Origin of the sequence: Alteromonas sp. 76-1 (genome assembly GCF_900654235.1) — a bacterium.
GTDB classification, from domain to species: domain Bacteria; phylum Pseudomonadota; class Gammaproteobacteria; order Enterobacterales; family Alteromonadaceae; genus Alteromonas; species Alteromonas naphthalenivorans.
Map to the genome: position 1 here is coordinate 591,910 of NZ_LR136958.1, position 12,576 is coordinate 604,485.

Annotated in this window: 8 protein-coding genes; 3 read left to right on the plus strand and 5 right to left on the minus strand. The window is 46.2% G+C overall.

The window, feature by feature from the left end; genetic code table 11:
• Position 1: 1 nt before the first annotated feature.
• Positions 2-421 (plus strand): VOC family protein, encoded by a 420-nt coding sequence (locus ALT761_RS02475; RefSeq protein ID WP_129736140.1) that lies wholly within the window; start codon positions 2-4, stop codon positions 419-421.
• Positions 422-477: 56 nt separating this feature from the next.
• Here ALT761_RS02475 and ggt read toward each other — a convergent pair whose 3' ends face one another.
• Positions 478-2,151 carry a gamma-glutamyltransferase gene (gene ggt / locus ALT761_RS02480; RefSeq protein ID WP_129736142.1) on the minus strand — a complete coding sequence of 558 codons (1,674 nt, stop codon included), beginning with the start codon at positions 2,149-2,151 and terminating at the stop codon, positions 478-480.
• 70 nt (positions 2,152-2,221) lie between these two features.
• Positions 2,222-3,598 (minus strand): Na+/H+ antiporter NhaC family protein, encoded by a 1,377-nt coding sequence (locus ALT761_RS02485; protein ID WP_129736144.1) that lies wholly within the window; start codon positions 3,596-3,598, stop codon positions 2,222-2,224.
• 341 nt (positions 3,599-3,939) lie between these two features.
• Here ALT761_RS02485 and ALT761_RS02490 point away from each other — a divergent pair, with 341 nt between their 5' ends.
• Together ALT761_RS02490 and ALT761_RS02495 are read left to right on the plus strand one after the other, a co-directional pair.
• The gene (locus tag ALT761_RS02490; protein ID WP_129736146.1) at positions 3,940-5,802 is read left to right on the plus strand and encodes a glycoside hydrolase family 3 N-terminal domain-containing protein; all 1,863 of its coding nucleotides are present in this window, start codon (positions 3,940-3,942) and stop codon (positions 5,800-5,802) included.
• Between the two features lie 238 nt (positions 5,803-6,040).
• Complete coding sequence (locus tag ALT761_RS02495; protein ID WP_331903091.1) at positions 6,041-7,066, plus strand: mechanosensitive ion channel family protein; 1,026 nt, start codon at positions 6,041-6,043, stop codon at positions 7,064-7,066.
• Here ALT761_RS02495 and ALT761_RS02500 read toward each other — a convergent pair.
• The 3 genes from ALT761_RS02500 to murQ are packed head-to-tail and all read right to left on the minus strand — an operon-like array spanning position 7,019 to position 12,531.
• The gene (locus ALT761_RS02500) at positions 7,019-10,138 is read right to left on the minus strand and encodes an FAD-binding and (Fe-S)-binding domain-containing protein (RefSeq protein WP_129736150.1); all 3,120 of its coding nucleotides are present in this window, start codon (positions 10,136-10,138) and stop codon (positions 7,019-7,021) included. The genes ALT761_RS02495 and ALT761_RS02500 overlap by 48 nt on opposite strands.
• Entirely contained in the window at positions 10,131-11,573 is a 1,443-nt protein-coding gene (locus ALT761_RS02505; protein ID WP_129736152.1) for an exo-beta-N-acetylmuramidase NamZ family protein, read from the minus strand. Before ALT761_RS02505 ends, ALT761_RS02500 begins: the two co-directional genes overlap by 8 nt.
• A 16-nt stretch (positions 11,574-11,589) precedes the next feature.
• On the minus strand, positions 11,590-12,531 hold the full coding sequence (murQ, locus tag ALT761_RS02510; protein WP_129736154.1) for an N-acetylmuramic acid 6-phosphate etherase: 942 nt from the start codon (positions 12,529-12,531) through the stop codon (positions 11,590-11,592).
• Positions 12,532-12,576 lie beyond the last annotated feature (45 nt).

The window sequence follows — 12,576 nt, forward strand, 5'->3', positions numbered from 1 at the left end:
CATGGCGCAGCCGTTTCATTTAGCAATACCCGTCAGTAACCTTGCCAATGCAGAGGCCTTTTACGGCGAACTATTAGGCTGTGAAAAAGGGCGCAGTGATACCCAATGGATTGATTGGAATTTCTTCGGTCATCAGTTGGTTACCCATTGCGTTGAGAAAATGCCTTCACCCCCTTCCCATAATGGGGTAGATAGCCATGCTGTGCCCGTTCCGCATTTTGGCGTGGTGCTTGAAATGTCTCAATGGCAGGCGCTGGCTGACAAAGTAAGCGCCGCCGATATTGAATTTGTTATAGAGCCTTACATTCGATTTAAAGATCAGCCAGGCGAGCAAGCCACTATGTTCTTCATGGACTATTGCGGTAATGCGCTGGAGTTCAAAGCATTTGCCTCTATCGAACAGTTATTTGCGACTGATTAGCCTGTATTGAACCGTGAGCGCTTTCTAGGGCGAAAGCGCTACAGCAACAGCACGATTTAGCGCGCAGACACTATGCTTTTACCGCGACCACTTGCTTCAGAAGCGGCCTCTACACCTTGTGAGGTGCGCTTAATTAAATGCACATCTCCAAAGCGGCGGGCATCTATGGTGTAACCCATGTCAGTCAATTCAGCCAATGTTGACTCGTCAAACCCCGGGTGAACACGAATAGTATCTTTAGGCAGTAATTGGTGGTGAAAGCGAGGAGCGTTAGCAGATTTTGTGGCATCAAAATCAAACAATAATGCGTTTAATAACGACTGTGCTACCGACGAAATAATGGTTGTGCCACCAGGCGAGCCGGTTGCTAAAACCACATCACCGCCTTGTGTTACTAGGGTAGGTGTCATTGAAGATAGCATGCGCTTATAAGGCGAAATGGCATTCGCTTCACCGCCAACAGCACCAAAGAAATTAGGCACGCCAGGCTTAGCACTAAAATCATCCATCTCATCATTAAGCAAGAACCCTGCACCCGTTACTACCACGCCGCTACCAAAAGTAAGGTTAATGGTGGTGGTGTTAGCAATAGCATTGCCCCATTTATCCATAATAGAAAAGTGGGTGGTATCTTCACTTTCTTTCAAGCCTGGTTTAACACTTGGCGTGTCTGAAATACTATTGGGTTGAATAAGCGCAGCGCGGGCTTTGATATAATCAGGAGCAACAAGCTTAGCTACAGGGACTTCAACAAAGTCAGGATCGCCTAAGTATTCTGCTCTATCTGCAAATACACGTTTACCAATTTCAGCCATCACATGCAGGTATTCCGCGCTGTTATGATCTGGCAGTGTATGATTGCTTCCATAGCTTTCAAGCATACCAATCCACTGGGCTACCGCCACGCCGCCTGAACTTGGTGGTGGTGCTGTAACTAGTGTGAATCCTTGCCAATTCAGTTCAAGAGGTTTACGCCATACGGCTTTATAAGCCGCAAGGTCGGTGTGGTTAATTAGCCCACCGTTTTCTTTCATAAAGGAAACAATTTTCTCAGCAACCTCGCCTTGGTAAAACCCATCTTGGCCATGCTGTTGAATCGCCTTTAACGTAGTGGCTAATTCAGGTTGCTTGAACACCGTATTGGCTTTGGCTTGTTCAAAGTAACTAGCAAAGTTACTGTTTAATCCTTGTTCGCGGGTACGAGCTAAATATCGAGTGATGTTGCCAGCAAGTTTTTCAGGCACTAAAAAGCCATTTTCAGCAAGCTCAACCGCAGGTGCTACTAAGCGACTCCACGGCAAACTGCCGTATTTCTGATGGGCAGCCCACATACCGGCAACCGTACCTGGAATACCTGATGCTTTCGCGCCAAAAAGTGACTCGTAGGGTTTTACGTCTCCTTCGTCATTTAAGTACATATCTCGATGTGCTTCAGATGGCGCCATTTCGCGGTAATCAAGAAAGTCAGTGTTGCCCTCAAACGCAATGGTCATAAAACCACCGCCGCCCACATTGCCCGCTTCAGGTAGGGTTACTGCCAGCACAAATTGCGCAGTAATGGCAGCATCTACCGCATTTCCACCCTCTTCTAGTACCGCATAAGCGGCGTCGGCACTAAAGGTGTCGGGCATCGCTACGGCTTGCTGTTGAGTTGGCGTTGAATCACCGCCTGTTTGACTACATGCTGTCAGAAATACAAATGAGAATAGAAAAAACATTTTCTTCAACACTGTCTAACTCCTTAAAATTGAGAAACTTAGATAAAACTTATTATCAGAATTGTGAAAAATAGACCTAGCGCTAGCCAATCATAATAATGCTAGCAATAAGATAACCCACCAAGGTCAACCCGCCCGCCACAAGGGCGTAAGGAAACTGGGTTTTTACATGGGTTAATACATCACAGCCTGCGGCCAATGACGACACGGCCGTGGTATCGGAAATAGGCGAACAATGGTCACCAAAAATTCCGCCACCTAAAATGGCTGCAACAACCAACGAAGGAGGTAACCCAAGGGTTTGAATTAATGGCACGCCGATGGGAATAAGAATCGCGAAGGTGCCCCATGATGTACCGGTGGTAAAGGACATCACCGCCCCTGCAATAAACAACATAGGTACGATGAAAACAAGGGGAAGGTATTCGCCTACCACGCCTGCCACAAATACACCTGTGCCTAAGTCTTTTAAGCTATTGCCCAACGTAAGAGACAGCAACACAATGGTGACAAGTGGCAGTAATTCGCCCATACCTTTAAAGCCAATTTCTACTGCTTCTTTGTGAGTGAATCGTTTGTGCCAAAGTAAAAGGCCATAAGCGATAGCGGTGGCAAGTGCCGTGGCATAAAGCACAGATTTACTGCCGCTTCCTTCAGACAAGGTGCCGTTACCGGTCCAAAACATAAAGCCCACCATGCTGAATACCATCGTTAGCAATGGCACTAACATATAACGCGCTTTAGTGGCGGTTTCAGTTTGTTGCGGAATGTCTGTTTTCGATAGGTTTTTCTCTTCTATCGCTAACGGACCGTGCACTTTGTCTGCGGCTATGGTGTAAGCCACAATTAGCAAGGTAAAAATAGCGTAGAAGTTAAAGAACACGCTGCCCCATAATATTGAGGCTGAAGATGCTGGTAGCTCGTAGGTGTCGAGCAAGCTTAATATGAACGCTCCCCAACCATTAAGTAAAATGAGTATGCATACTGGTGCGCTGGTGGAATCGATAATATAGGCTAAGCGAGCGCGGCTCATGCCGAAGCGGTCAAATAAACCTCGAGCAAAGATCCCCGCCGTTAACACACTCAAATTCGATTCAATGAATACTGCGATACCGGTAAACATTGTCAGGCTGCCAACCTGTTTCTTATTCTTGGCCACCCCTTTGCCCACTAAGTAATTAACCGTAGCAGTTACACCGCCTGAGTCGCGAATAAACGCCAGCAGGGCGCCTACTAAAACAGAAAATAAAATGACTCGGGTATTACCTGGGCTTGACGCGGTATCGACAACGCGCTCTATAGCATTGATTGGTGCAAGTAAGCTGGTGGCGGGGCTTGTAGCTAACAAAATAAGAGCTTCAGAGCACAGCACTGCTAATAGCAATGCCAAGATAACTTCTTTTTTCCAGAATACGACAATGATCGCAACCAATGGGGGGATAATTGATACCCAATCCATACTACTTTCCATACTTTATTATTGTGAAATACTGCCATTCGCTTAATGAGCGAATATCTGAGCTTGTACGTTGATGCTAAATCGAAACGTCGATGTTCGTGAATGCGAAACCATCGACTTGCTAGTAAACTGCACATCTATTAGCCATTCATATTCATTACTATGAGCAATAGCGACTAGCGTACCGCAGAGCACACGGTTAATTCCACAGAATGACACGTATTTATTCTGTATGCATTGGTTTTTGATACTATGGCAATTATTATGCGTATCAAAGCTTAACTTATCGTTGTAAGTACACCGTTAACTGTTAAAAAATCTATAATTACCTAGGATCTTATTTGCGCCTTATTCCCTCGTTAGCAACCGTTTTATCTCGCGTTTTTTTATTTAGTCTATGCATTTTACTGTTGCCTAGTACTTATGCGAACCAATCAAACCAGCATGAACAGATAAAAAAATCTCTTGGCCAAAAAATCATTCTAGATTTTCGATTCTACTGCGATGATGGCACTAGCTCGAAAGCATGTAAAAAGCCGGTAACCACGCTACCAAATGCGCTTAAAGACTTACTCGTCACCCACAATATTGGTGGCGTTATCTTATTTTCTGAAAATATTAAAACCAACAAGCAGCTAATAGAGTTGAATTACGCCATGCAACAGGCCATGGCAAAAGCGAAGCTGCCACCGCTATTTATTGCTGTAGACCAGGAAGGGGGAAGAGTGGCTCGCTTACCTTCTTCTATGCTCGCGCCTTTCCCCGGAAATTTGGCAATAGGGGCAAGCTATTATCAGCACGGCACTGCTTTTTCCGAAAACGTAGCGAAGGGCATTGGAAGTAGTTTGAGCTCCTTAGGGATAAATACAAATTTCGCCCCGTCCGTAGACATTAACAGTGAACCTAAAAACCCAGTCATTAATGTACGTAGTTTTGGCGAAACACCTAGCGATGTTGCGGTGCTAGGGCAATCGTTTGTAGATGGGTTGCAATCAAGCGGTGTAATAAGTGCTATTAAACATTTTCCTGGTCATGGCGATACACAAACAGATAGCCACACCGGTCTGCCCAACGTTAAGCATTCAAAAGCGCAAGCGCTAAAAGGTGACCTATTACCTTTTAGCCGAATTATCAGCGGTGGAAACCCGCCAGGTATGTTGATGAGTGCGCATATCCAATACCCATCATTAGATAGCACTACCGTTAAAGACAAACAGGGAAGGGAGATGACCATTCCCGCAACTTTGTCACGTAAGATTCTCCATGATGTATTGCGAAACGAGCTGGGTTACCAAGGCGTGGTTGTTACCGATGCATTAGATATGGCGGGCATTGCTAAATACTTCTCACCAGAAGATGCCATGATAAAAGCCTATCAAGCGGGTGCCGACATTGCCTTAATGCCGTTCACCATTAGAACACCACAAGATATCAAAATGTTTGCTGCATTAATGGGCAAGGTAAGTAAGCGAATAAGCAGTGGTGAAGTGCCCTCAACACAGCTTGCAGCTTCCGTACAACGCATTACGTTGCTCAAAGCTAAATTCAGCCTGAATAGCTATGCTGAGAAAGCGCTTTCTTGGCGGGTTTCAGACGTAAAGAATAACGTTAAAAAAACACGTAATATTCAAATTGAGAAAGCGCTTTCTAGGGCGGCGATCACATCACTTTACGGCGCAGAAAAACTGCCCGTTACTCAGAAAACCTGGCTGGCATTAATGCCCGATGCGCTTAGGTGTTTAGCGCTTGAAAAAAGTTTGTCTAGTATTGCGCCCACGCTGGGAATGGCGTGCCTGCCGCTTACAAAGCTTCCAAACAAAGCCACCTTCGAATATGCATTGAAGCAAGCCGACCTGTTAATCGTGGGGGATATCTCACCGCAACATGCCGTTTATGAGATGAAAGGCTTCGATAATGAAGAAGCGATGGCTTCAAGGGCACCGCTAGCTGATGTGCATAGATTTACTAAATCAGCCTTGCAACAAGCTAAAAAACAAGGGCTTACCACGGTTTTAGTACCGCTTCGTATGCCCTATATAGCGAAAGAAATGCAGCCACACACCGATATCGCTATTGCTACATTCAGTTACAACGTAGATAGTGAGATATACAGCCCTATTTTTGATGCTCTAATAGAAACCATATTAGGCCTGAACAGACCCAACGACTATGTGCCTGTTCAGTGGAGCGGCGCATCTGATTAGTGTTAGCGTTAAGGCGCCGAGCAGTCGACCAGTCAGTGGAAATTTAAATAATTGGTAGCGCGTATAACGCATTGATAATAAACAATTAAGTTTAGTGGTTTACACTAACCCGCGCTAATAAGCTAAAGTACAAAGTAACGCAAAAATACGACGCCATACGGCGCAACACTAAGTTAAGTGTGACTTGGTAATAAGAATAAAATGGAGTTTCAGTGTGGATACAGTGGTGGCTTTTCTCATGCCTTTTGTTCCGCTAGTACTAGCAATTGTACTGGTGGTATTGGGGCTAGGTGCACTTCATTACGTGCTACTTGCGCGACAATCTCACTTAACTAGTGAAGAAAAATTGCCACGCCAAGTTACTTTGTTAGTACTTACTATTATAGGCTTGGTCGTCATCTCCATGGCGCTGCCGGTGAACGAAAGTACGCGCAATCAGGTGATCGCGTTAATTGGCGTTTTGTTATCCGGTGTCATCGCGTTTTCATCTACCACCATGGTGGGAAATCTGATGGCAGGTTTGGTATTACGTGTAAATAAACCGTTCAAAGTGGGAGACTTTATTCGCGTAGAAGATTACAGCGGAAGGGTAGCTGAGATGGGCTTACTAGACACGGAAATTCAAACTGAAACTCGTGAGTTAATCGCTTTTTCAAACACCCTAATGGTGAACACACCAGTGAGAGTAACCCGTGCCTCAGGTGCGATTGTCTCGGTTGATTTAAGCTTAGGATACGAAATTCACCATTCAGAGGTTGAGAAGCACTTACTAACTGCAGCGGCCAATGCTGAATTGGAAGATCCTTTCGTTCAAGTAATCTCCTTAGGAGATTTCTCGGTTAGCTACCGAGTTGCAGGTTTGCTTAAAGAAGTGAAAAGCATGCTAAGTGCGCGCTCGCGATTACACAAATCGGTGCTTGATGCATTGCATAACACGGGCATTGAAATTGTCTCACCGACCTTCATGAATCAGCGGCCTCAAGTAGACGGTGTGCAAATGATTCCTCGGCAACCTGGCTCATCAAAAGAGGCAGCTGCTTCCAGGGACGAAGAGGAGGAAACTAATCCCGAGGCCATCGTTTTTGATAAAGCGGAAGAGGCTGAGCAGCACGAGAAAAATCGAGAAGGTCTAGCCGAGCAAATAGCGGCTATCCACAAGCAACTTGAGACCGCAGAGGGTGACGAAAAAGAACAGTTGAAAACACACAAAGCGACGTTAGAAAAGCGGCTGGCTGACCTCGTCGAGCAGCACCGCGATGTGTGAATAAACCACTCCACTGTGAAGGCTTAAACCAATCGCGCACGTTGCGCTATTCGATACTCCTCTATAACAATCTTCAGGCACCTGACTGGCAAGCGGTGCCAGTGCACTTTGGTTCAAACCCGGATTAGTGAAGCCCTTAGTACCCGCAAAGCCGCAACAGGTGATGTCAGTGGGAACAATAACGTTTGAAGTGCAAAGGTTCGTCAACGCGTTAATAGCAACCCCTGAATCTAACTTAGTACTTGAACACCCAATATGAAGCATTGTCGGGACATCTGTTTTAACCACCTTTACCCGAGGTGAAATGTACTGAAGTAAATACTCGCTAACTTCCAATGTTTCTATTTTATTAGAGTCTGAGTTGTTGGTGCTTTTTGAGATTACGTTATAAGCACACGCGCTGTTGTCAACGATGACGGGCCAGCGTCCTTGTTCTGAAAGTGTGTAAACTTCTTGTGTCCACGCCGCGAGTTTAACTCTCGCGGTGCTTGCTTCACCTTCACTATCCCAAGGCTGGCCACAACAAAGGTCTTTTGCGCTAGAGAACACCACTTCCACGTTGGCCTTTCCACATAAAGAAACCACAGCCTGAATAACACTTTTTTCATTAGCGTTGCCATCGAAAACTTTGCTTGGGCAACTAACCATGTAAATCACTTTTGAACCCGTCTGAGGAGCCGTCTGAGAAACCGCCTCAGAAAGCGCTTTCTCAGCCGATTTTTCAGCGGTATTTTCAGAGCAGTTTTGTTGACCTAAATGGGTAGGTAATTCTGCGATGTATTCAGCGTCTTTTTTAGTCGCTGTATGTGCTTCATATGCTATTTCATTAGCGTGGGTAATAGCTTTAAAACTTGCCTCATTTTTATACTGCGAAGCATTTTGGTTGTACTGCGAAGCTTGGGGAACCGTATTATGAAGCTGCGGTAAATGTAGTGTACCTGTAATAGAATTGAATGCCTTTTCACCAATTACCCCTTTTACTTTATGGCCGGCATTTAGTGAAAACCGTGCAATTGATAACGCCTTATCGGTATGTTTAGCGGCAAGGTCACTGACTAGTTTGGTCGCGGGACCTCTAGCACGCTGGCCACGTATTTGTTTTATCCACTGCCCTGTATCAATGCCTACCGGACAAGCGCTTGCGCATAGCCCCGTTGCGGCACAACTATCTACGGCTAGATGTGAAAATGCTTCGTTAATTTCATTAATAGCCGAAGGTTCTGTCAAAGACGTTTGTCGGCGCTTTAATGCAATACGTTGACGGGGCGACAACGTATAATTGAGCGAGGGGCACTGAGGTTCACAAAAGCCGCACTCAATACAGGCATCTACCGTGTCTTGTACTGCAGGCATCGGCTTAAGGTGAGTAATATGCGCTTGAGGGTCGTCATTTAAAATAACCCCTGGGTTTAATATACCTTTAGGGTCGATAATGTCTTTAAGAGCACGCATTAACGCCACACCTTCATCACCCCATTGTGCGGTAAGAAACGGTGCCATATTACGCCCCGTTCCATGCTCGGCCTTTAGGCTCCCCGCAAAGCGCTGCGTAACGAGCACGCTTATATCGGCCATAAAGGCCTGATAGCGGATGATTTCATTTGGGGTATTGAAACCTTGGCTAAACACAAAGTGCACATTGCCATCGAGCGCATGTCCAAAAATAATGCCGTCGTGGTAATCGTGTTTTTCGAATAAGGCGACTAACGCATTTAGCCCATCGGCCAAACTTTCCAATGGAAAGGCTACATCTTCAATAATGACCGTGGTGCCAGTGGGCCTTACTGCGCCTACTGCGGGAAATAGCCCCTTTCGAATGCTCCACAAGTTTTCGATGATGTTGGGCTCTGCGGTAAAATCTTGCAGAGGCTGGCCTTGCTTCTGCTCTTGCTTATGCTCTTGTTTAGGTGGGTGCTCATGTTCTTTGCTTATACCCACTGCTGGCTGGGTTAAAGTTTTGCGCACCGTCTTAAGCTTACTATCTAGTTCAGCCTGTGAAGGGGCTCCCACGTCAATAAGTAGGGCAACAGCATCTGGGTTGCTAATATCGTGATTGGGTTTGCTAACCACCACCTTGTCTATCAAAGGCGCAACTGCGCGCAATGCCCTGGCATCCATCAACTCTACAGCATCTACATCACAGGCTTTTAGCGCAGGAATAACCGCACACGCGTCTTTGAAGTTTTCAAATAAATACAACCCGGTTTCTCGCGCCTGAGGCAAAGGCACGGTGTTGTAGGTAATGTTGGCAATGAAGCCCAATGTACCTTCTGAACCAATCATTAGGTGGGTAAAAATATCTAGCGGGTTTTCATAATCAAGTAAGGCGTTGAGGCCATAGCCCATGGTATTTTTAAGGCGATATTGATAGCGCACTTTTTCAGTCAGTGCTGTATTCGCTAATAACGTGCTGCGAAGCGCAGCAAGAGAGGCTAATAATACACTATGGCTTTGCTCAAACGCTGCAACGCTTTGCGCATCAGCGGTATTGACTTCACTGCCGTCGGGCAACAATACGTGAATGTGACGCAGGGTGTGATACGAGTTGTTTTTTACCCCACAGCACATGCCCGACGCATTATTCGCTGCAATGCCGCCCACTTTACAGGCGTTAATAGAAGCCGGATCTGGCCCAATTTTTCGGCCATAACCTGCCAATATTCGATTCGCTTTTGCGCCAATAATCCCCGGCGCTAATGATATTGCCTCGCCGTTATCTATTACCTCAAACTGTTGCCAATCTGGGGTTAGCATGACCAATACCGAGTCTGTAATTGCTTGACCAGATAAACTGGTGCCCGCCGCACGAAATGTCAGGGCAATATTTAAGCGATTAGCCATTGCTAATACGCGGCCCATAACGTGAATACTCGGCACTTTTATGACTAACTTAGGAATTTTGGTGTAAAAACTGGCGTCAGTAGCAAGGGCAATTAGCCTAGGTTTATCGCTAATAATATTATCAGGCGCTAACCATTTACTAATGCCCGTTAAAAAGGTATGAAAGTTATCAGTTGCGTTATCCACTACCTGTTCGGTCTTGGCTTTTCCCTTCCCGTTATGGTTATTCATGATGCGTTTCTGCTTTCATATTGATAGTGTTAACGCCGCCTTTTCCTTCGCTAGGTAATTCAGAAGCCGTTAACGGGTAAAGTAAATAGGGGGCGCGAAGTTGTTTAAATGTGGCTAAGCCACCAGCCCAGCTTGCTTGTATTTGCTTGCTGGTTTTCCCTGCGATAATGGCCTGGCGAAGTGAATCCGTACCGGCTAATTTATCGAAAAAATCTGGGCGAGTGAAAAAGGTAATGCCTTGTTCTTTAAACTGAGCATAAGCGCTAAGTAGTACCTCAATATCTAACCCTGAAACAAGGGCTTGAGTCATTAATGAAGCCTTCAGGGTAGTGTTATTGTGTTTAGGCGATGGTGCTGCTTGGTTAGCCGCTACGCCTATACTTTCATCGCCAAGCGCTACAACAGGGTGGCCGATAAGTTGAAAAGGAAGCGGTGTACCTCTTCCCACACTTACGTCCGTGCCTTCAAAAAAACAGAGGGTGGGGTATAAGGTAATGGCAGCATCAGTAGGCAGATTCGGGCTGGGGGCAACAGGCAAAGAGTAAGGCATTTGTTTATGATAATTGGCCACGGGAATAACCGTTAACAGCGCCTGCGGCTTGGGCTGATGCGGCTTAGATTGATACTGCTGCGCTGGTTGTTTGGCATCACTAACATCGGTCGCAATCCACTGTTCACCCACTATCATTAATGCGAGTTCGCCTAACGTCATACCGTGCAATACAGGAATGGCATGCATGCCTACAAACGATACATAATCCGGCTGTAAAATAGGGCCATCAGTAAAGGCGCCATTAGGGTTGGGCCTGTCTAATACTATGACAGGAATGTGCGCCTGAGCAGCGGCCTCTAGCACGTAATGTAAGGTGCTTAAATACGTATAAAAACGCACCCCTACATCTTGAATGTCGAACACCAAAATATCGGTATTGGCTAACATGTCGTCCGTTGGCTTTTTCGTTTTCCCGTAAAGGGAGTGAATAGGAAGGCCCGTTTTAGCGTCAACATCGTTATCTATTTTTTCACCCGCTCCCGCCTTGCCGCGAAAGCCATGTTCAGGTGACATAATACTCACCACATTGATATCACGACTTAGCAGCACGTCGACTAAGTGGGTAGGCTCCGTCGAGCTTTTTACAGTCGAGCTTTTTATAGTTAAGCTTTCTACCCACGAGCCTTCTATAATTGAGCTTTGGTTAACCACCAATGTGACTCGTTTGCCTTCAAGTAAAGGCAAATATTCATCAAATTGCGCCGCACCTACTTGTAACCTACGCTCAGCAACGTCAGCTCCCTCATGAGCTTTGGTATTTACAGCGACTTTGGTATTTACAACGGCGTTGGTATTTGTAGCAGTTTGGGCATAGCTTGGCCTACTAAAAGTAATAGCAGCACTTAGTAGCAAAACGAATGTTAGTAGCGACTTGATAGGCATTTATGAAGGTGGCCTTTTAAAGCGGTTGTTTTACAGCGTGACGCAAATAGCCATTGCTTGCCACCAATTGTTTAGCCGCGTCGTCGGCATTGGCCCCCGTTAGCACCATTAAGATAGCCAGCTTTGCATTGTTGTTCGAGGCTTTTAGCGCGGTAGTGGCATCGTGTTCATTACATTCCGTGGCTTGCATCACAATGCGTAGGGCCCGGGCTTTTAGCTTTTCGTTAGTTGCGTTGACATCCACCATTAAGTTTTCAAAGGTTTTGCCCAGCTTGATCATGGTGGCGGTGCTTATCATGTTAAGTACTAGCTTTTGCGCAGTGCCAGACTTCATTCTTGTTGAACCGGTAAGTGCTTCGGGGCCCACCACTGGACAAATGGCAACATCGGCATGTTCAAATATGGCCGAGTTTGGGCTACAAGCGATAGCTGCTGTCGTCGCGCCAATAGATTGCGCATACGCAAGAGCGCCTGATACATAAGGCGTGCGCCCACTCGCCGACAACCCAACTAATGTGTCGTGTTGACTAAGCGTAATATTAATAACGTCTTGCTTGCCGGCTTCTCGATTATCTTCTGCCCCTTCAACTGCGTGTAAAACCGCTCGTTCGCCGCCAGCAATAATGCCTACTACAACCCCATCTGGCACACTGAAGGTGGGCCTACATTCGGCTGCATCTAGAATACCTAGCCTGCCACTGGTGCCCGCGCCTATATAAATGAGTCGCCCACCTGTTGCGATGCTTTGAGCAGCGGCGTCTACCACTTTGGCGATGGCTGGAATTTCTGTAGCCACACTTGGTGCAACTTTGGCGTCTTCATGATTAATTCGCGCCAGCATCCCTTCTGTAGAAAGGGTATCAATATCTACAGTATTGGGGTTTCGCCCTTCAGACACCACCCGCTCTAAATCTTTAGCGAGGTGGTGAATACTGCGTGATGAGTCGGTGGGCTGCATGGTGATACCTTACGAAAGAGAAAGGGAGTTAATTTGCTATACACG

What these genes read in the sequence shown, in the direction of transcription:
- murQ (WP_129736154.1), bottom strand. Translation starts at nt 12,531, where the DNA reads ATGCAGCCCACCGACTCATCACGCAGTATTCACCACCTCGCTAAAGAT.
- ALT761_RS02500 (WP_129736150.1), bottom strand. Translation starts at nt 10,138, where the DNA reads ATGAATAACCATAACGGGAAGGGAAAAGCCAAGACCGAACAGGTAGTG.
- ALT761_RS02485 (WP_129736144.1), bottom strand. Translation starts at nt 3,598, where the DNA reads ATGGATTGGGTATCAATTATCCCCCCATTGGTTGCGATCATTGTCGTA.
- ALT761_RS02505 (WP_129736152.1), bottom strand. Translation starts at nt 11,573, where the DNA reads ATGCCTATCAAGTCGCTACTAACATTCGTTTTGCTACTAAGTGCTGCT.
- ALT761_RS02495 (WP_331903091.1), top strand. Translation starts at nt 6,041, where the DNA reads ATGCCTTTTGTTCCGCTAGTACTAGCAATTGTACTGGTGGTATTGGGG.
- ALT761_RS02475 (WP_129736140.1), top strand. Translation starts at nt 2, where the DNA reads ATGGCGCAGCCGTTTCATTTAGCAATACCCGTCAGTAACCTTGCCAAT.